At 41.8% G+C, this 20,816-nt stretch carries 19 protein-coding genes; 6 read left to right on the top strand and 13 right to left on the bottom strand.

All coding sequences use genetic code 11. The annotated features are described in order from the left end of the window. Positions 1-31: 31 nt before the first annotated feature. The 4 genes from T541_RS0104630 to T541_RS0104615 are packed head-to-tail and all read right to left on the bottom strand — an operon-like array spanning position 32 to position 3,796. Complete coding sequence (locus T541_RS0104630; protein ID WP_026651581.1) at positions 32-922, bottom strand: carbohydrate ABC transporter permease; 891 nt, start codon at positions 920-922, stop codon at positions 32-34. Next, positions 919-2,013 (bottom strand): ABC transporter ATP-binding protein, encoded by a 1,095-nt coding sequence (locus T541_RS0104625; protein WP_026651580.1) that lies wholly within the window; start codon positions 2,011-2,013, stop codon positions 919-921. The genes T541_RS0104630 and T541_RS0104625 overlap by 4 nt, the downstream gene beginning before the upstream one ends. A gap of 15 nt (positions 2,014-2,028) precedes the next feature. Next, entirely contained in the window at positions 2,029-2,199 is a 171-nt protein-coding gene (locus tag T541_RS21600) for a DUF6472 family protein (protein ID WP_197025138.1), read from the bottom strand. Between the two features lie 40 nt (positions 2,200-2,239). Next, on the bottom strand, positions 2,240-3,796 hold the full coding sequence (locus T541_RS0104615) for an ASKHA domain-containing protein (RefSeq protein WP_026651579.1): 1,557 nt from the start codon (positions 3,794-3,796) through the stop codon (positions 2,240-2,242). A 131-nt stretch (positions 3,797-3,927) separates the two neighbouring features. On the opposite strand from T541_RS0104615, the gene T541_RS0104610 reads away from it, so the two are divergent. The 5 genes from T541_RS0104610 to T541_RS0104590 all read left to right on the top strand — a co-directional run bounded on the left by T541_RS0104610 (position 3,928) and on the right by T541_RS0104590 (position 10,687). Next, positions 3,928-5,154, top strand: a complete 1,227-nt coding sequence (locus tag T541_RS0104610) for an SPFH domain-containing protein (protein WP_026651578.1) — start codon at positions 3,928-3,930, stop codon at positions 5,152-5,154. A gap of 10 nt (positions 5,155-5,164) precedes the next feature. Further along, a complete protein-coding gene (locus T541_RS0104605) occupies positions 5,165-6,220 on the top strand; it encodes a Trm112 family protein (RefSeq protein WP_026651577.1) in 1,056 nt (351 codons plus the stop codon). A 22-nt stretch (positions 6,221-6,242) separates the two neighbouring features. Beyond that, complete coding sequence (locus T541_RS0104600) at positions 6,243-7,112, top strand: TPM domain-containing protein (RefSeq protein WP_051538090.1); 870 nt, start codon at positions 6,243-6,245, stop codon at positions 7,110-7,112. A gap of 153 nt (positions 7,113-7,265) precedes the next feature. After that, complete coding sequence (locus tag T541_RS0104595) at positions 7,266-9,002, top strand: GGDEF domain-containing protein (RefSeq protein ID WP_026651575.1); 1,737 nt, start codon at positions 7,266-7,268, stop codon at positions 9,000-9,002. Beyond that, positions 8,999-10,687, top strand: coding sequence for a GGDEF domain-containing protein (locus tag T541_RS0104590; protein ID WP_026651574.1), 1,689 nt, complete (start codon positions 8,999-9,001; stop codon positions 10,685-10,687). Before T541_RS0104595 ends, T541_RS0104590 begins: the two co-directional genes overlap by 4 nt. A 5-nt stretch (positions 10,688-10,692) precedes the next feature. Here the strand turns inward: T541_RS0104590 and T541_RS0104585 are convergent, their stop codons facing one another. Next, positions 10,693-11,814: an SLC13 family permease gene (locus tag T541_RS0104585; RefSeq protein ID WP_026651573.1), complete on the bottom strand. Its 1,122-nt coding sequence runs from the start codon at positions 11,812-11,814 to the stop codon at positions 10,693-10,695. Next, entirely contained in the window at positions 11,811-12,221 is a 411-nt protein-coding gene (locus tag T541_RS0104580; protein WP_026651572.1) for a hypothetical protein, read from the bottom strand. Before T541_RS0104580 ends, T541_RS0104585 begins: the two co-directional genes overlap by 4 nt. A 119-nt stretch (positions 12,222-12,340) precedes the next feature. Between T541_RS0104580 and T541_RS0104575 the strand changes: the two genes are divergently transcribed. Then, positions 12,341-13,525: an MFS transporter gene (locus T541_RS0104575; protein ID WP_026651571.1), complete on the top strand. Its 1,185-nt coding sequence runs from the start codon at positions 12,341-12,343 to the stop codon at positions 13,523-13,525. Here T541_RS0104575 and ybaK read toward each other — a convergent pair. From ybaK to T541_RS0104540, 7 genes are all read right to left on the bottom strand, one after another. Further along, a complete protein-coding gene (gene ybaK, locus T541_RS0104570) occupies positions 13,495-13,974 on the bottom strand; it encodes a Cys-tRNA(Pro) deacylase (RefSeq protein ID WP_026651570.1) in 480 nt (159 codons plus the stop codon). The genes T541_RS0104575 and ybaK overlap by 31 nt on opposite strands. A 76-nt stretch (positions 13,975-14,050) precedes the next feature. Continuing rightward, positions 14,051-15,712 (bottom strand): GGDEF domain-containing protein, encoded by a 1,662-nt coding sequence (locus tag T541_RS0104565; RefSeq protein ID WP_026651569.1) that lies wholly within the window; start codon positions 15,710-15,712, stop codon positions 14,051-14,053. After that, the gene (locus tag T541_RS20540) at positions 15,705-17,402 is read right to left on the bottom strand and encodes a GGDEF domain-containing protein (RefSeq protein ID WP_026651568.1); all 1,698 of its coding nucleotides are present in this window, start codon (positions 17,400-17,402) and stop codon (positions 15,705-15,707) included. The genes T541_RS0104565 and T541_RS20540 overlap by 8 nt, the downstream gene beginning before the upstream one ends. Before the next feature lie 142 nt (positions 17,403-17,544). Then, on the bottom strand, positions 17,545-18,096 hold the full coding sequence (locus tag T541_RS0104555; protein ID WP_026651567.1) for a metalloregulator ArsR/SmtB family transcription factor: 552 nt from the start codon (positions 18,094-18,096) through the stop codon (positions 17,545-17,547). A gap of 33 nt (positions 18,097-18,129) precedes the next feature. Next, a complete protein-coding gene (locus tag T541_RS0104550) occupies positions 18,130-18,486 on the bottom strand; it encodes a hypothetical protein (protein ID WP_026651566.1) in 357 nt (118 codons plus the stop codon). 53 nt (positions 18,487-18,539) lie between these two features. Then, positions 18,540-19,517: an aminopeptidase gene (locus tag T541_RS0104545; RefSeq protein ID WP_026651565.1), complete on the bottom strand. Its 978-nt coding sequence runs from the start codon at positions 19,515-19,517 to the stop codon at positions 18,540-18,542. 209 nt (positions 19,518-19,726) lie between these two features. Beyond that, the gene (locus tag T541_RS0104540) at positions 19,727-20,518 is read right to left on the bottom strand and encodes a class I SAM-dependent methyltransferase (protein WP_034465994.1); all 792 of its coding nucleotides are present in this window, start codon (positions 20,516-20,518) and stop codon (positions 19,727-19,729) included. Positions 20,519-20,816: the final 298 nt, after the last annotated feature.

The following is a 20,816-nucleotide window of genomic DNA, read 5'->3' as shown; positions in this document are numbered from 1 at the left end:
AATAAAATAGCTCTTTTGGCATAATCATGCTTCACTGGTAATACACAGTCTTCTTGCTGACCATCAGGTTGATTGTTGTAATAGTAAATACGATAGCAAACAGTATCAGAGCTGCCGCTGATGCATAGGAAGGATATCCTCCGCTGTTACCATAGAGCATGTCGTAGACGTAACCTACGATAGTGTTCATTCCGGCGGCATTAAGATCCGTTCCAAAAAGAGCTACCTCATCACTGTAGGCCTTGAAGGCGCCGATAAATCCAGTGATCACCAGATAGAACACCATAGGCGAGATCATAGGAAGTGTGATCTTGAAAAAGATCCTCCACTTAGGTGTGGCGTCAACCAGGGCTGCTTTGTAGTACATAGGATTAACCGATGCCAGAGCGCTGGTAAGAATCAGAATCTTAAAGGGCATTACGATCCAGATAGTGTAGAAACACATAACGAACATCTTGGCCCAGTAAGGTCCGTCGATGAAGTCCACAGAAGGTCCTCCAAAGAACTGGATAAGGAGCGACACAAGACCATCTGAATAGGCTGTCTTTTTAAAGAGGATCATGAAAACCAGTCCTACCGCCAATGTGTTAGTTACATATGGAAGGAAATAAACAGTCTGAAAGAAATCTCTAAGCGCCTTGATGTTACTTAGCAAAAGAGATATCAAAAGAGCAATTCCCGTTGAAAGGGGAACTGTAATAATAACGATAATAAAGGTGTTCTTAAGAGCCTGAATGAAATATGGATCATGAAGAACATAGGAATAATTGTAGGTTCCGGTACCAAAAGAAGTCTGGGATGCAAAGTTGTACCCCTCTTCAAATGAGTAAATAAGAACATCTACAAGAGGGTAAACCATGAATACCCCCAAAAAGATTATGGCTGGGAGAAGACACAGCCATGCGGTCAGGTTCTTTTTCATAGCTTAATCCTCTCATCAGTCTTGCCATCGAAAATGTGAACTTTGCTAGGTTTAAGGGAGAATCTAACCTTGCCATCCTTACCATCGTAGATTTCCTCTGATGGAATAATGGCTCTGAGCTTCTCACCTCTGAATTTATCATGCTTTGCAACAAAGCTGGTATCTCTACCCATAACCTCTCTTGTTACAAACTCGCACTCAAGAGGTCCGTTGGAATCAAGAACAAAGCCCTCAGGTCTGATAGCCACAGATACATCGCCATCTGGCTGACCCTTGGCATCAAGAACCTTGGCTTCTCCAATATAAACGCCGCCGTCCTTGATATAGCCGTCAAATACATTGATCTGAGGTGTTCCAAGGAAGCTTGCCACAAAGAGATTAATTGGCTCATCATAGATAGACTGAGGCTCTCCCATCTGCTGGAGAACGCCATCCTTCATAACTACGATAGTGTCAGAAATACTCATGGCCTCTTCCTGGTCGTGAGTTACAAACACTGTAGTAATGCCTGTCTCCTGCTGAATTCTCTTAAGCTCTTCTCTTGTCTGAAGACGAAGTCTCGCATCCAGGTTAGATAAAGGCTCATCAAGAAGAAGCACCTGTGGTCTCTTAACAAGAGCTCTTGCAATGGCAACTCTCTGCTGCTGGCCACCAGACATCTCGCTTGGTCTTCTCTCAAGAAGATTCTCAATCTGCACAAGCTTAGCCACTTCCTGAATCTTGGCATCCATCTGTTCCTTAGTAAGCTTATCCTTGCCTCTAAGGTTCTCCAATGGGAACTTAATATTGTCATATACAGTTAAATGAGGATAAAGAGCATAGTTCTGGAACACCAGTCCCACTCCCCTGTTCTCAGGAGGAAGGCCTGTCACATCCAGGTCACCAAAGATAATGCGGCCATTAGTAGGCTTTTCCAGGCCACAGATAAGATTAAGAGCTGTACTCTTTCCGCAACCAGATGGTCCCAAAAGGCCAATCAACTTGCCATCCGGAATCTCAAAATTAAAATCATTAACTGCGATTACTTCGCTTTTGTCCTTCTTGCTTATACCAGGAAACTTCTTGGTAAGATGCTCCAATACTATCTTCATACTCTCTCCTTAACCTTACATCTGATGTCTTACAACCTTATATTCATCATTATCTGAATAATAAGGGCATTCCTTATTGCCGCCAGACATTAGTCTGTAATAATCATCTTCATCCATGTTGACCATGCAGGTGTAGCATTCCCAGTCCTCGTCATACACGTAATTGGAACAGGTATCACAAATCATATTAGTCCCTTTCTATATGAAAAAATCATTTTATAGTTTATCAAAAATTCATAGCATCCACAAAGCTATCGTTAAAGTTTTCTTCCCTGGCAAGAACCAGCTCTTTAGCCGCAGATACCATTTGCTCCAGCACCCTTTCTTCTGTTAAAAGAGCTTCCATAGAACCGGAAGTTCTTATGATATATTTAACCGCTCCCTTTAGGGATGTGTTGCCAGTGGCCTTGGCCTTTCCCTTAAAGCCATCTGGGAATATCTTAAGCTTATCAATTTTTTCGATATCTATGCCACTTCCAAAGCCGCCTGAAATGAACACTTTAGATGGCTCCCTGCCATCCAGGATCTTGCTGATTCCTGTATAAATCGCAGCCTTGGCAACCTGAACATTCCTGATGTCCTCCTGGGAAATGCGAACGTCGCCCTCATCACTAAGAGGATACCCCTCATCAAAATATTTATCATTAAGGAGTCCTGTCTCATCGACGATTCCGCACCTTACCAGCTCTGAGACAGCTTCCAGCACTCCCGTTCCGCAAATTCCAATAGCTCTTTTATCTGCGATTGTGGTTATCTCTGGGGTGGAGTCCGTATCATCTATCTTCACATGGCTGATTGCTCCTGGGATAGAGGCCGTTCCGCAGCTTATGCCTCCTGCTTCAAATACCGGGCCCGCTGCCGTGGAAGCCACTGTTAATGCCCTTTCACTAGAAAATGCCATCTCGCCGTTTGTTCCAAGATCTATAAAAAGAGCTGACTCTTCATCGCCAAGATCCAATGCATACATTCCAGACACAATATCACTTCCAACAAAGGCTGATATTCCAGGCATCAGCACCACATCAGTATCTCCAAGCTCTTTACCATCAAAGAATTCATAATATCTATAGTGCTTTAATGACAGATCCCCTGCTTCGTAAGGGAACTTACCAAGGCCTGTGACATCCTCACCCTTAAATAGCCCCATCATAGTGGTATTACCAGCTATCACCATCTGGGTTAGGCTAATTTCCTCACCAGATAATAGCTCTTTTACCAAAAGAGCTATGTCTTCCCGGACAAGACTCTTCATATCAGAAAGAACTGACTCATCCTCGGAAGCAGCGATCCTTGCAATAACATCGCTTCCGTACTTCCTCTGGTGGTTAACGCAGGAAGCAGTCTTAAGAACATTTCCGTCGCCATTAGAAGCCCCAACCAGCGCTGCTGCAATGGTGGTGGTACCTATATCAACGGCTATTCCATATTTATCAAAGGTTCTGTCATAGTCATCTGCGATAGCGCTGATGGTCTCCACAGTCATAGATTCTTCGTTGTCAAAAGAAATAACGCAGTCTTCAAGGGCAATTGACCTGCAGAGAAGCCTTTTTCCTTTAGATAATTCCTCTTTTGACAGGAATCTCTCATCAAAGGAATTGGGGGCAGGGGCTCCCTTCTTGTAAGTAACTATACATTTGCCGCATCTACCTGACCCTGCACAGGGGAAAGAGAAGTTAATTCCGGCATCAGAAATAAGGTCCTTTAAAAGCCTTCCCTTTGGGGCCTCTAGAACCTGCTGAATCCCACTATTTTCAACGACTATCTCTATTTTTCCTTTACCCATAATACAGTTATATCACATATTTTAATGTTTATGTCTCAAATACTAGTCTTTTCTAGTGATTTGTGCGAAAATAGATGAAGCCGGACCTAGTTCGGACATTATATTTGGGGCAAGTATGAAAGGAGATAATTATGGGACTTATTAAAGCAGCGCTTATGGCTGGCGGAAGTGTTTTATCAGATCAGTGGAGAGACTATTTCTATTGTCCATCTCTTACACCAGATGTGCTTCTTACAAAGGCACAGAAAAAAGCCGGCAAGGGTTCCGAGAACATAATATCAAACGGATCAATCATTGCAGTTAATGAAGGTCAATGTATGGTTCTTGTTGACCAGGGTCAGATCACAGAAATTTGTGCAGAGGCAGGAGAATTTGTTTATGACGTTTCTTCAGAGCCTTCAATCTTCTACGGAGACCTTGGTGAGAACATCGTTGCAAGCTTTAAGGAATTCGGAAAGCGTCTTGGATTTGGCGGAGAGGCTGCCAAGGACCAGCGCGTTTACTTCATCAATACAAAAGAAATTCTTGGCAACAAGTATGGCACAGTTAACCCTGTTCCATTCCGTGTTGTAGATACTAACATCGGACTTGATATGGATGTAAGCATCAAGTGTCACGGTGAATACAGCTATCGTATCGTTGATCCTATTCTTTTCTATAAGAATATCGTTGGAAATGTTAATGGCGAGTTCAGAAGAAGCCAGATCGAGTCTCAGCTCAAGAGCGAGCTCTTAACTGCTCTTCAGCCAGCATTTGCTAAGATTTCTGAGATGGGAATCCGTTACAGCTCACTTCCAGGACACACAATGGAAATCGCTGATGCTCTTAACGAAGTTCTTTCAAGCAAGTGGACAAACGTTTACGGTATCAAGATCTCAACCTTCGGCGTAAGCTCAGTTACAGCTAACGAAGAAGACGAAAAGACAATCAAGGAGCTCCAGAGAGTTGGCGCTCTTAGAAATCCTAATATGGCAGCTGCTACTATTGCCAGCGCTCAGGCACAGGCTATGCAGGATGCAGCTAAGAATACCAGCACAGGCCCTATGATGGCATTTGCAGGTATGAACATGGCAGCTCAGCAGGGCGGTCTTAATGCAGGTAATCTCTATGCTATGGGTGCTGCTCAGCAGGCTCAGGCACAGCAGATGCAGCCTCAGATGCAGCCTCAGATGCAGCCACAGATGCAGCCTCAGGCTCCAGCAGGTGATTCATGGAGATGCTCATGCGGCAATGTTAACACAGGTAACTTCTGCCCCAACTGCGGCGCTAAGAAGCCTCAGGCAGGCTGGACATGCTCATGCGGCAACGTAAATACTGGTAACTTCTGCACAAACTGCGGATCACCAAGACCTAACTAATGAGGATAATATGGCTTTACAAGAATATGAGTGCCCCTCCTGCGGAGGAGCAATGGAATTTGATCCAGTCTCACAAAAGCTGAAATGCCCATTTTGTGATTCTGTATTTGACGTAAAGGACTACGTAGCCAATCATAATTCTAATAGCCAGGGACAAGTTGTTGAAGATGGCTCTGATACCCAACAGGGTTCAGAGCCACTATATGTATACTCCTGCGGTTCCTGCGGAGGAGAGATACTGGCTACTGAATCTCTTGGTTCTATGAAGTGTCCTTTCTGTAGTAACAATGTAGTTGTTAAAGAGGTCTTTACAGGAACCTTTAAGCCCGATTGCATAATCCCATTTAAGCACACAAGGGAAGAAGCCATCGACAACTACAAAAAGCATGTTAAATCCAAAAAGCTGGTTCCAAAGTTTTTCCTTGATCAGAACCACATCGATGAGATCAAGGCGGTCTATGTACCATTCTGGCTGTTTAATGCAACTGTTGATTACGACGCCCACTATGAATGTACTAAGAGCAGAACCTGGAGCGACAGCAGATACAACTATCACGAAACTAAATACTACGAAGTACAAAGAACAGGTTCTGAGAACTTTGAAAATGTACCTGTTGACGGTTCCAGAGAAATGCCAGACGATCTAATGGAATCCCTTGAGCCCTTTGACTTCAGGGAGCTGGTTCCATTTAACATGGGATACCTGGCAGGCTTTCTTGCCAACAAGTACAACGTTTCTGTTGATGAGTCCAAGCCTCGTGCCGTGGCGCGAATCAAGAGCTCTGTTCCTGCAGATTTCAGGAACACCGTATCTGGCTATTCAACAGTTCACACCCTGATGGAGCACATGGACTTTACCAAAGAGTCCTACAAGTATGCTCTCTATCCTGTGTATGTACTTAACACAACCTGGAATGGTGAGAATTATCTTTTTGCCATGAACGGACAGAGTGGTAAATTCGTAGGAAACCTTCCTTTCAGTATGGCGGAAGCTGTAAAGCGCTATATTCCTATCGCTTTGATTTTGTGGTTTGTTTTCTTTGTAATCTACTACGCTATGTTCTGATACTAGGTTTTTTGGAGTTAATATGGATAAAATGACAAAATTAAACAGATCTTTTTCCCTGTATCTGTCCCTGGTTTTGATAGTTCTTTGCATTGGAGCATTCACTATCACTTCTAAGGCGGCCGACAGTTACTGGGATAGCAATACGATCCCTTCCACCAGACAAAAGGACCTGTTATACGATGATGCGGAGCTTCTCTCAGCATCAGAGCAGGAGGATCTTACAAAAAGACTTAACGAAGTAAGTAACAGATGGGACTGCACTATAGCTATTCTCACTGTTGATACCCCCATAAATTCCATTCAGGATTTTGCAGATGATTACTTTGACTACAACGGAATGGGAGCTGATCACAACGGAAACGGCATTCTTCTGGTTCTTAACATGGATGACAGATCCTACTGGTTCTCCACAAGTGGTACTGCCATCTCTGCTTTCACAGACTACGGTCTTTCGAAGATGTTCGACAAGATGAGCTCAGACCTGGGGGATAATTACTACCACGATGCCTTCGTAACCTATACTGAGGTCTGCGACGATTACCTTGAGATGTATTCTAAGGGTACTCCTTACGACGTAGGAGTTAAGCAGCCCAAGGATGTGGTTAAGGGTCTTTTGTTAAGCTTTTTGGCAGCCTTGTTAGTTGCCCTGGTTCCAATCTTTGTTATGGCTTCACACCTTAAGAGCGTTACCGCTAAGCACAGCGCAAAGGGTTATCAGGCCCACGATGGTCTTCACATGAGAGTTCACCGTGATACCTATCTTAGAAGTCATGTTACCAAGACAGAGATTCCAAGGGACAATGACAGATCCGGCGGCTTTAGCGGCGGAAGCTCAACACATATGTCCAGCTCTGGTTCAACCCACGGCGGTGGTGGCGGACACTTCTAACTTAATAATGATTTTTGAAAAGGTCAGTGTTTACTGGCCTTTTTATTATGCCCTTTTCTATTTATTGTCTTTTTAGAAATCACGCTTATGAAATTGAGTGCATTTGTTGTCATCTGGCGGTATACTATATGTGTGAAAATAGGAGGACTGTCCTTGACTAGAAGGGTTAAGATCCAAACGGCAATTCTATCCTTTTTGGCCGTGCTAATAAGTGCTACGGTTGTATACTTACTCGCAACCAGCTCTTTTAACTCTATTAGAAGACACAAAATAATCCAGCTTGAAGACGGCTGGACTATTAGTTATGGTCAAAAAAATCTTGATAATGTTTCCCTGACAGATGCCAATATTGGCATTATCAACAAGAACGACGTCCTTCGTATGACCTGCACTTTACCCGATTATGATATAGCCCCAGCGACTATTCACTTTAGATCCATATTATCTTCCGTAGAAGTTTATCTTGATAATGAGCTTATCTATTCCTATGGTCAGGACATTGCTGAAAGGGGCAGAATGCTTCCCAAGGTCCTTAATATGGTTCCTCTTCCAGATGATTATCAGGGAAAAGAGCTGACAATTGTCCTGACAGCCCATGAAAACAATGCATTCTCAGGTCTTACCCCAGTATCCTTAGGACATTACAACGACATTGTAAGATCCAGCTTAGAATCCAAAAGACTTCCACTCTTTGTAGGAATCTACCTTTGCATGCTGGGATTTCTTTTGCTTATTCTCTCTCCATTTTTAGTATTTAATCAAAGGCATGATTTCAGCATCACCTTCAGCGCTCTCATTTCACTTATGATGGGCGTTTACATCATGTGCTACAACGATCTTTTGTGGTACTTTACTGACCAGCCAAACTTTACTACCTTTGTGGAATACTTTTCTCTATTTACAATCCCCGCAGCTATTTTGGGATTTATTATCTCAACACACCAGATAAGAAGCCGTATAGTAGGTTTTGACTTCTTTATAGTCAACGTTATTTTTGCGATTGTAACCTCGGTTCTCCATCTGACGAATGTGGTTCACATCTGCTATTTCGTCCCATGGCTTCATGGTCTTGCCATTATTGAGGGACTCATATTCATTACCATTCTTTCTGTAAAAAGATTTATTTCTTTTATCAAAAAAACAGACATCGAGGCCAGATCCACATCAACCAATATTCTTATCCTGGGTCTTATTCTGTTCCTGGTCTGCGCAGTAATAGACATTATCAAATTTAACATGTATAAATTTGCCGGTTCCGGAGAAAGCGGCGCCACCATTGATTTTCTTACGGTGGGAGCCTTGGTGTTCATCATAGCTCTTTTGCTTAACTGCTTCTATCACCGAATCGAATCAATAAGTGAATCCTCTGCCAAGCAGCAGCTTGAAGGTCTGGCCTACACAGATGCTCTTACAGAGATCGCTAACAGAGCTAAATGCGAGGTCACTCTTGCTGATCTTAAGGGGGCCTTCACAATAATCAGTATTGACCTGGATTACCTTAAATACACCAATGATAATTACGGCCACGATGCCGGAGACAGATTACTTTCAGGATTTGCCAGCATGCTCAAGGAAAGCTTTACAGACGCAAGCCTTGTAGGAAGAATGGGTGGCGACGAATTCATTGTTATCCTTCCTTACATCGATGAGGAGAGGGCTCAGCGGGATATTGACTGTCTTTCAGATATGATGGCCCACGAAAATAAAAAGGATAATAGCATCAGATACTCAGCATCCTGGGGCCTGGCAGACAGTAAATCCAAGGAACTTCCTCCAGGGTCAAACGCCAAAAGCGTTTATCTTCTTGCAGACAAGAAGATGTATTCAATGAAAAAGAAACATCACTCCCAGACTTTGGGACGATTATACGAGGATCTATTTAAATCATGAACGTAAAACAAAGTCGTATTGTGGCAACTATATCTGCACTTATTATAGCTGGTCTCATTATTTTCCTCTGTGAGAGCAGGCTTACTTATCATGCAGTTTATCCCCACAACGATTTTGCTGACGGATGGGAATTATACATTAATCAAAAGAAATATGAAAATGCAAACATCACGACCTTTTATAAATATCTGACTGAAAAGCTTCAAAGAAATGACACTGTCACCATGTCCCACACCCTTACTGACATTGGCTATATCCCGTCCCCGGTGGTTGTATTCAAAAGCAGATACACAACTCTTACCTGCTATTTGGATGGTGAAGAAATATATAACTACGGTGAAGAGATGTATGAAAAGAATCAGTTTATTGGCAAAAACTACCATATCATCTCTCTTCCTCATGATTATGCCGGAAAGACTCTGACTTTCTACATGAAGGTCAATGAGCCAGATGCCTTTAACAACCTGGAAATTGTCATGTTCGGTAACCAGTCCGACGTAGAAGGAATGATCATCCACACCCATAGGATCATAATATTTGCCGGTATGTTCCTGTTGATATTTGGTCTTACCTTCCTGTTTATAACCCTGCTATTTATATCTGTTGTGCCTAAGACCATAGATCTTTTGCTAAGTTCTATCCTGTGCATGAATGTGGGCGCATGGCTCCTTAGCTATTACAACCTATTGTCATTCTTTATGTATGCTCCTTCAGAAACAGAAGCAGAATACTTTTCTATGCTGCTGATAGTGCCATTCTGCCTGCTGATTCTATACTTCATTCAGAATATTGAGAACAAAAAGAGATATTTCCTTTTGGTGGCAATAAGTAGCCTACTTGTGATTGTTCAGTATGTGCTTCATTACTGTTTCAATATTCACATGAGAGTAACACTTCCTCTCTATCATATTAATGCCTTTTTCGGCTTTGGAGTTGTAGCCTTTTTCGCAGTGAAAAATTTCAGAAAGAGAGATCTGTCCCCATCTTCTCTTGTTCAGATGGTAGGTCTTTCTGTGTTTACTCTTTCAGAAATGGTACATGTCATTCTCTACTATCTAGGCAACTACTATATCTTTATTAATCCAAGATCAAGCATTCTGATCATTGTTTCAGGATGTCTGTTCTTTGCGCTATGCCAGATTGCTAATTACCTTCTCTTTATTACAGAATCCTACGCAAGGAAAAAAGAGTTTGCTTCTCTTACACACCTTGCCTATGCAGATGGACTTACTAATCTTCCTAACAGAGCAAGCGCAGACAAGCTTCTTGCTACGCTGGATGAAACAGATGATGACTACTGTATCATAAGCATAGACCTTAACGGGCTTAAGACTGTTAACGATAAATACGGCCACCTTACTGGAGATAAGTACATTAAAGATTTCTCCAAGGTGCTTACCAATACCTTTAGCGATAGTAGCGAATGCGCCCGAATCGGAGGCGATGAGTTCCTGATCATCATAAGAGATACCGCTGGCATCGACGTAAACTCACTTATCGACAGAATGAACAGCGCTCTCGATGTTATGAATGCGATTTATTCTGAATATAAAAGAAGCGTAGCCACAGGCTACGCATTCCGTCATGAACGTCCAGATCAAGGCTCTCATGAAGTATATCTTCTTGCGGATCAGAGAATGTATCAGAATAAGCGCAAGATGTATGATGAGCTAAGACAAAGCTAAAGCTGTCACACCAGGACAATATGTAAAAGAAGCATTATCACAAGATAGATCACATTTACCAGAGAGAATTTAAGGATGTATTTGCCTTTCTTATCAGGAAAAGCATTAGCGAAATTCTTGTAGGAAATAAGGCTTGCCATGGAAGCAATCAAGGTTCCCAGGCCGCCGATATTAACTCCTCTAAGTAGCTCTTTATAATCCTCTGCAAATTCAAAAAGAAGGAAAGTGGCTGGTACGTTACTGATAAACTGACTGGCCACTATTGCACTGTAAAATTCTCTTCCGCTTACTATTCCCTTAAGATAATCATGAATCTGAGGAATTCTTCCAATGTTTCCAGTGAAAACAAAAAATCCAATAAAGGTCAAAAGCAGCATGTAGTCTGCCCTAAACAGGATCTTGTAATCCATTCCAAGAACAACTACAAATACGCAAATTGCTGCCACGTACCATGGGATAACTCTAACTACTGACAAAATGGCCAGCACGAAAAGAACCATGTAGATGATGATCTGCTTGTTTGATCCAAATTTACCTACTGTCAGCACATCACCAGACATCTCAATCTTGTTACTTCCGTTCTTAAGAAGGAAGGCTGATACAAAAAGAAGTGCCAAGGTGATCAGAGTGTATGGGAGCATGCAGAGAATGAATTCCACAATTCCCATTCCTGTTGCACTAAACAGGTACAGGTTCTGAGGATTGCCAATAGGAGTAAGCATACTTCCAAGATTAGCTGCCACAGTCTGAAGAACCACTACCGGAATAGCAAGATCATCTCTTTTGCAGCTGTGAAGAAGCATAAGGGCAAAGGGAACGAAGGTTATAAGTGCCACATCGTTGGTAATAAACATGCTGCCCAAAAAGCACATCAAGATAAGGATGATAGCAAGACTCCTACCTGTATTAACCTTCTCAAGAAGCCCTGTAGCTATCTTCTCAAAGACTGAGTTTTCTTTTAATCCCTGAATTACGATCATCAAAGACCACAGAATTCCAAGGGATCTGAAATCTATATAGCCGATGTATTCTTTGTCCGGAGTCACCACAAAGGCTGATATAATGGCAAGAATCCAGGCTGCAATAAGCACCGGGTCTGATTTGATCTTAGAAAAAAACTGTTTCATTGACGAATATCCTGCTTCGAAATTCTCTTCGAAAGCCTTTCTATAATGGTTGATAATTGTATTTCCGTTAAAATATCTTCCATTCCGAAGATATCTTTTTCCCGAGAATCTATTATACCCTTTTCATAAACTTGGGCAACTGGATTTGCACAAATCTTGCAATCGTAGATGTCCTTAAGGTTTCTGACATCGTTCCAGTCCACATCCTCTTCTTTAAGAGTGTATTTGAGGAATTCATGGGAGATTCTGGCAGCCTGATTTCTTTTAATCTGGCTGGTATCTGTTTTGTAACCAGCATCAAAAAGAACTGTCTTTGAATAAGGTCCAAGCATCTCATCGGAAAGCTCTGTCCTTGTCAAAGCGCTGTATTTATCTAATAACTGTTCCAAAAACTCTCTAGTATTCATGGGCGAAATTTCCATTATCTTTTTCTTAAATTTCTTTTACATCCACTTATTAACGTTATATTGATGATAAAATAATATTATCCACTGAAATTAGCAACTTCATGGGAAGGAGCCCTGACATGAAAGAAAAAAAGCGCTTTGATTTTTTGTGGTTAGTATTGTTTGCAATCGTGTTTATAAATGGCTTTGAAGCTGGTGGTTACCAGGCTTCTCTTCGTGTCATTGGCGTCACCTATGACCTGTCAATTACAGAAATGGGTCTGTTTGCATCAGTTGAGCTGTTTGCAACTATGCTTGCACCGTTATTTCTTGGCATCATAGCAGATCAGACCAACAAAAAAGAAATCATTCGCATTTTCCTTATTATTCAGCTTCTTGGCGCAGGATTTATCCTTGTCACTACATCAAATATCATCTTTGTGGCAGGCGTATTCCTGCTTGGAATGACCACAAGTGCTCTTCAGGTTGTTGCAATCGCTTCACTAACAGATTCCTATCCGGTTTCCGGAAGCAGCAAGCTTGGGTTCCTTACTTCTATGTATGCTCTTGGCGCCTTTGTAGCGCCTTTGGTAGTAGATAAGTACCTGTTTATGGGATTCCACTGGAGAACTCTTTTTGCCCTTTTGGCAATTGGCAGCGTCATTACCTATATTGGAATGGTCACAGCTGGAGACTATGTCAGAGAGACCGTAACCGAAGACTCAAGCGATTCCTCCGCGCCTTCCAATACCAAATTCTACGTTTTTGGAATCCTTCTTCTATGCGTGATCATGCTAATCTATGTTGGTTTCGAAAATGGATTTGCATTCTTTGTAGAGAGCCTTTTTGCCAACATACTTGTATCCAGCAAGGGAAGGCTCGCCCTTTCTATCTTCTGGATCTTCATGATCCCATCAAGGTTCTGCGTAGGCTTTTTTGCCAAGAAAGCAAAGGGAATTCTTATAGCTGCAGTATTTGCTATCCCTATCGTTGCTGTTATTATTGCCCTTGTTTCTTCCGCAGACGTTGTTCTTGTACTGTGTGCTATGCTTGGATTTGCCAGCGGTGCCATTTATCCAAGTGTTCTTAATATCATGCTTTCCTTTGCAGGCAAAAAAACTGCCACCGCCACCGGTATGATAACAACTGCCACCGGTATTGGTGGATGGCTCTTCACGGCGATCACAGGCTACATTGGAGATAAGTTCAGTCTTAGGATCGCAATTATGGTACTGGCAGCCTTCTTCGTTTTCTCTATCGCCGCTGCCTTTATAGCATGTAAAAAAGCTACTGATTACTCAGTTACTACATCGGCGAAAGAATAACGAATCGCCTTTTCAATATCCTTTACTGCTAATTCAACCTGATAACCGACTTTTCCGGCGCTAAAGAATATCTCGTCATATTCTTTGGCGCTTTCATTTATGATCGTTGGGAAAGCCTTTTTCATGCCTATTGGTGAGCATCCGCCATGAACATATCCTGTTAAAGGAAGTAGTTCTTTTTGCGGAAGCATTGCTATTGACTTCTCGGATACTGCCTTGGCGGCCTTTTTAAGGTCAAGCTCAGCCTTAACTGGTATAACAAAAACATAGTGCTGGCCTGTCTTACCAACAGTTACCAGGGTCTTAAATACTTTATCTGCATCTTCTCCAAGAATTCCGGCAATCTCTTCGCCGCTAAGAGAAGCATCCTGTTCATACATATGGCTCTTGTAGGCGATCTTCTTGCCATCAAGAACTCTCATTACGTTTGTCTTATCATCTTTTGCCATTTTATCCACATCCTCCGGCCTATGTCCTTACGTTTTCCACATTATAGACCTGTATTTTCCTCTTGGCTATAGAAAATCACCTATTTCTCTTATTGATGTACATACGCTCGTCGGCAAGAAGATAAACGCTGTTAAGATCTGTGGTACTGGTTTCATGGCGAAAGGCGTAGCCTGCTGCCGCGCTTCTATTTATGGATGGATCTGCTTTATTCATTTCTTCCAGCTTAGAATTTAGCTCTTTTAACAGGTCATCCACCTGGGCCATGTAGTCACCTGTCAGGATAACTACGAACTCATCTCCACCAATTCGGGCAAAGAAGCCCTTCCGTGAGAAGGTCTGTTCAAGTGCATCGGTAAAGTCAAGAAGATACTTATCTCCCATCAGGTGACTCTGCTTATCGTTAACCTGCTTAAGACCGTTAAGGTCTATGCTTATGATAATATAGTCATCCTCTTTCTTGTTGAGGTCAGCAAGGTATTTCTCATAGCGGGATCTGTTTGGAATATCTGTAAGGCCGTCAGCATAGGCAAGGTGCGTAAGGGAGTTGTATTCCCTCTGACGGGCGTAGGACTCTGAAATGTAGATCTGATAGTTGACCAACGTTGCAAATACCATGCAAATAGCACCCATTGGTACGGCTTTCTTAGACAACATTATCTGTTCATAAACACCGAATACTTCCAAGTAATAGAATATTGCATTGAAAAAGAAGGATACTACAAGGGCTGTCTGACCAGCAAGCTGAATGGTCTGGGGCATTGTAAGAGTCCCGGATTTGCTATCTCTAAACAGCATGATTACCATAAATGTGCAAAGGGCCCATGCATCAAGCTGAAAGACATAAAGCATCTGATTGATATGAACTATATTGAAAAAATGCAGGAATATAGGTGTAATGGCCACAACTGAACCGGTTATGGAGAAGGAAAGGAACAGCTTACTTCTTAAGTAATTACGATTACAGCCCATGGTCAGGTACATTATCGGCACTAAAAGATAAAGAGAAATATATTCGATCTCTGTCTGATGTCCATTGGAATCCATGAAAAGGTCCAGGACCTTAAACTGCGTAAGGAACCATACTCCCAGCAGAATAAACAATATGGCTGAATACATCTGCATATTGATCTCTGTGAAGCTACTACTAAAGCCTATGGCAATAACAAAGAACATTATTCCGAATATTATAAGAAATACAGAAATCAGGAAGATAAACAGATTATTATAGACCGCATAAAGAAGAAGATCCATATAATCTGCTGCCACAATTGGCTCATAGAAACTATAAGCACCTGTTTCAGAAACAAGGAACTCTATTTCCAGTTCAACAGGACTGTCACTGGTTGGTAATGTGACAAAATTGTTCTCGCATCCGATAAATTTACCATTCTCAAAATAATCTATGTATCTCTGGCTTACTTCCTCATGATCACAGCTTACTTTCCAGGCACTAAAGCGAGATTCCATCATTAAAGCAGGGCTTGCATAGCTACTCAGATCTACGTTTTCGTGCACCAGAAGGAGCTTGTCACCTTTGTAAGTGCCATTTCCAATAAGCTTTCTAAGTGAAGAAAGCTTAACATCGGTATACTCTATGTCGTTGTACCTGACATACCATCCATCCTCAAGAACCTGAACTCTGCTAAGGCTCTCGGGCTTAACAATGAAATCCCCGATATACATCATGGCCAGGAAGGTTATGAAGGCAATCGCCAGGTATATGACTCTTTTACGCATGGTGTTTCTCCTTCATTTCATACATTCTGGAATCTGCAAGGAAGTAAACGTCATCTATGGTATCTGCCTCCTTGCTGTATGCGTATCCTGCAGATGCTGACAGTGTGAACTTCTCCTTTTTCTCGTTAAAAGCCTGGATATTCTTCTGCATGAGACTAATGCACTTGTCACAAACGTCTTTCGAGGGCTTTTCAAAGATAACTATGAACTCGTCACCGCCTAATCTTCCGATTATGTTGGCACCAATAAAAGAGTCAACCAGGATATCAGCAAAGGCTTTTAACATCCTGTCTCCTTCATTATGTCCAAAGGTGTCATTAACATACTTAAGCTTATCAAGGTCAAGGCTCACCAGAGCATAGTCCCCCTCCAGTGTTTCCCCGTACTGCATACACTTCGCTCTGTTCATAAGGCCAGTCAAGGCATCTGTGTAAGCTATTCCTTCAAGCTCATTTTTAACCTTGCTTTCATTCATATGATCGATGCCGTTCAGGAAATAATACACGAAAAGGCAAATGATAAAGCACATCATTCCAAGGTTCATGAAGCTGACCCTTGCAAAGAGACTTACCACTTTAATGCCCTTTATATAATTGGATGCATTGAACATTAAGATTTCCAAAATTGTAAAAGAAATCATGATGGCAAAGCCAAGCAGGAGATAGTTATCCGCTTGTATTCCAGTGTAAGTAACGGATTCCTTCCTGGTTTTATACTCTTTCCTAATACCTTTAATAAGCACAGGAAGCATTCCCACCATTTCTATAACGGAAATGACCTGCATCGGGAGGACAAAAAGATTAAGATGTGCAATACCTCTTATGTGCAAAACCCAGGCTACTATAGGAATAATAATATTGATAACGATAATGATCCTCTGTCTTACCCTGGCAATCTCAGGATGCACAGAATAGAACAGGAAGCTTATCATGATGGGGATGAGATACAGTGCTCCATACTCGGCAATAATAAAAAAGTCATCATTATCACTAATAAAACATAGGGTGTCATTGTAACAGAAGGTAAAAACTCCAAGAACCATGGAAAGTGCTGCGGTCATAAACACCGACTTGGAGCCTCTTCCATTAAGAGACAGGAATAATCCCAGAGAAACAAAAAGGCATGCATAGATAACAAAGAAACCACCAACAAAGATGGCCAGTCTTCGATACTGGAAAAATGTGCGCAACAGCTCGCGCTTTGTTCCATAATAAACCGGATATATTGCTTTATAGGCTCTACCCTCAGATACAGTAAGGGTTATTTCAATTTCATGTTCCACATTCCCATTCTTTATGGGAAGCATATGATATTTCTTTGGGATATATTTACCCTTTTCATAATTATCAAGACCATAGGTATAAACAATATCTCCATCTATACGTACAACCACAGTGGAAAAAACGGTCTTGAATAGAATTGTTGGGTTTTGGATATCGGTTGGAGGAATACTCCGTTTGATTGTTATAACCTCGTCTTTTTTCAGAAGTCCCAGACTAAGGTCCGCAATAGTGACGTCTTCATATGTTTCACCTCCACGACTAACAGACCAGCCTGAACTAAGCTGGTTGTAATGTGGAGATTCTTCTGTAGTAAATAAGGTGCTTCCGAATACAAGTAGAGCTGCAGCAACAAGGAGCAGAATTATCGGAAGAACCAGTAGAGATTTTCTCTGGGATTTTCGTTTCATGTAATCTGCCTTATGCTAGCCTACAGTTACCTGAGATTATTATAATATAACAATTCTTATCAAAAAATAGTGCATATTATTACCAAATTATAATATTTTTATAATCATATTTTTGTCTTTCACAATAAAAAACCTGGCAGAATCAATCTGCCAGGAAATAAATGCCCTCATCTCTTTTAAGGATTCCCTCTGCCACCATATCTCGCCTTATGGTACAAAAATCATCGTTAATGTCAGCAATTATAAGGTTAACCTCTTTTTCCGTGTATTTCTTGCCCTTTTTAAAGGATTTGCCGATTTCCTCAAGAACAATCTTCTCTTTCTTGCGCTGGCTTGGGATGGATTTGAGCTTACCATACTCAAAGAAGGCATTTATCACCTTCTTACGGTATGCGTCGTCCCTCTCCTTCTGAAGTTTACTCTCTGAGGTCTTCTCTCCGAGAATATCGATTATGTTAACCCCAAAAAGGTCCTTGTTGATGGAATACATGGTGTAATACTGATCCTTGTAGGACTTTACCGCCCCTGCATCCTCAAGCTTTTTAAGATGGAAAGAGACTGTGGCTGAGGTAATTCCCAGACGCTCTGCAAGGCGCTCCACGTACATATCCTCAACCATAAGTGACTTAAGGATGGCAAGTCTTGATTTATCTGCAAGGCATTTAAAGAATGCAATTGTCTCCTGATCTGTCATGGGATTCTCCTTTTTGAATCTATTCTGGTAATCCTAGAAAAGCTCATTAAACTTGGCAATGATCGCATCTGCAACAGAAAGCTTAGCTTCTTCTATCATGATCTTCTCAGCGTCATCGTGTTCCTTAGCCTTTGCTAAAGATGCTCTCCACTGAGCTGGAATGTTGGTGGAAAGCTTCTTAAACTTCTCCACCATTATCGCCTCATCCCCATTTGCCTCCTTGGCTGATGCAAGAATAAGAGCTGTAAACACATCATAGATGTTGAGGGCTGCGCGATATGCTCTTGCCTCATCTGCTCTGTCATCGGCAACAAGGGCATCAATCTTAGCCTTTGTCTCTGCCTGAGCTCCCTCCATGTATTCTCTTATTTCTTTAATCTTTGTTTCCATATTGTTCTTCTTTCTATCGTGTTCCGATTACTTTTATAGTATGCGATGGATAATTACCCGATTTCTCCCACGTTTACAAAGTCCATGTGGAATCTGGTCTTGTTATTTCCTCCAAACAGGAAGTTCATACCAAGTCCAATGTGGAAGGTTCCAAGGGCATCCTCATCAAGGGCTGCACCCTTACCTGAGTATTCTACCGCAGGATTAAGGCCTATGCCAAGCTCTCCTACAATTCTTGCGCCCTCATCCTGCTGCGAAAGAAGCTCATTAAGGTCAGCGCAGTCAGACTCCACAACTTTTCCATTCTCTACTTTCAAAGTGATGTTGTTAAAAGAGCCAGCGTCTTCAAGGAAGAATTTCTCAAAGAAAATCTCTCCATTTGTCCTATCCTCTACCGGTGCAATATAAACCTCTCCGCATGGGAATGCGCCTTCTCCTGCATCGATGTTCCATTCTCTTCCAGTGATATCCATGGTAAGAACGCTGGACTTGCCAGTCTTAACTGTAATCTGCTTAGAAGTGATACTGTTTATCTTGCTCTGGCAGGACTTTTCAAGTTCGCTGTAGTCAATATCAAGAGCCTTCTCCACTTTGGTCTTATATTCTTCAAAGTCTTCACCTGCAAGAGCAGCATTGGTTCTTGAAGGCATTGTGATCTGGATAAGCTTCTCATGCTGACTCATAAATCCAAAGAGCTTTCTAAGAACCTCTGAAAAGTCGCCATACTTTTCCTTTGGAAGATTCTTAGGTGGCATTCCAGCTAGTCTCTGCAATACATCAACAACTATTGTGCAGTCGTCGTAGGGCTTAAAGAAATCTTCATTTATCTGAGCAGGGCCGTCGTTTGCAAGAGATGTAAGATACTCTTCAGTAAAGTTTATAGTCTTATACTTAAGCTCTTTTTCCTGAAGGGTCTTCTCGAAGAGACGAAGGTCTGCGTCATCACCCTCACTCCAGTAGTTAAGAAGTACTGTGTCCTTACTGGTAATCTTCATGGCATCTATCATCTTGTTAATTATATTTTGATTCATATCTATTCTCCTTGTCAAATATATTTTGATAAATATCTAATTAGATTAATAGATTTATACACCCATAAAAATATTGTGTCAATATTTATTTTGATATCTATCTAATCAAATATCGCGTGCACCATATTTATCTGAACGATCCTAATAGTATCGAATAGTAATATAGGCAAGCAAAAAAGCCGGCTGCAAAGCAACCGGCTCGTGATCAATTATTTATTCTTCTTAGCAACAATCAGATATCTGTGAATGGTTCCAACAACCTTGCCATTCTTATCGATCTCCTCCTGCATCTTAAGGAGATTGTCAAAGCACTTATCTACTGAGAAGCCCGGGAACTCCCACTCAATGATGTGGGCAAACCACACGAATGCTCCTACATCGGTAAATGTGATAGGGCGATATACTTCCTCTGCCCTAAGAACAGTAAGTCCCGCCTCTTCAAATTTCTTTTTCTGGATATCAAGCATCAGCTCTGGGAATGGCTTTGGAACTTCTGGGAGAACCATTTCTACAAGGTCTCTGTCGTTCTCAGCACCAACCTGCTCTGTGATGAAGATTCCGCCGTCCTTAAGAAGTCTTGCTGTCTCCCTAGGGTCGAAGTCACCGTGTCTGTTGATCATCATGTCAAAAGAGCTGTCGTCAAAAGGCACCTTTGTGGCGTCATCGCAGGCCCTGAAGTCAATTCCAAGTGGAATAAGTGTCTTCTTGCAAAGCTCAACGTTAGGTGGGTATCCTTCAGTTGCTGATGTATTCTCATATGGGTGCTTAAGAGATAAGAGGAACTCACCGCCGCCTGTATCAAAGTCCATGATCTTCATGTTGTCAGTAAGGTTCTCTTTGATGATCTGGGCGTAGTCCCAAGGAAGGTCATCTTCCTCCTCATATCTGTCATGAATGTGAGAAAAGTCCCAACCGTGAATGTGAGCGATCTTCTCCTCAGCTTCCCATTCTCTTCTTAATGTTTCAATTCTGTCTGTTGTAAAGTTAGTATTTGTGTTCATATCTGCTACCTTTCTATTGTTATTCTAGTTTCCAAAAACAATGAATCGGTGCAGTTAGTGGCAGCAACAACATCGCAATTATCAGCTACTAGCTGTGTATAACGATGCGATACCACATTTCTCGGTGCAAAAGCTGCCAGCATTATAACTGCACCGAGTAATTACCTCGTGTTCTCATGATTACCTCCTCAAAACCGCAGATATATTGCGGCTTGCGATATCATTCATTATATCAAATGTACCTACTATGCACAATTTCTAAATATCGATTATTTTAATCCGCATTATAGAGCCATTT

This window comes from Butyrivibrio proteoclasticus P6B7, from assembly GCF_000622085.1.
In the GTDB taxonomy this organism is placed as follows: Bacteria; Bacillota; Clostridia; order Lachnospirales; family Lachnospiraceae; genus Butyrivibrio; species Butyrivibrio proteoclasticus_A.
The sequence above is the reverse complement of the archived record's forward strand: the minus strand, read 5'-3'. Positions and strand labels throughout refer to the sequence as shown.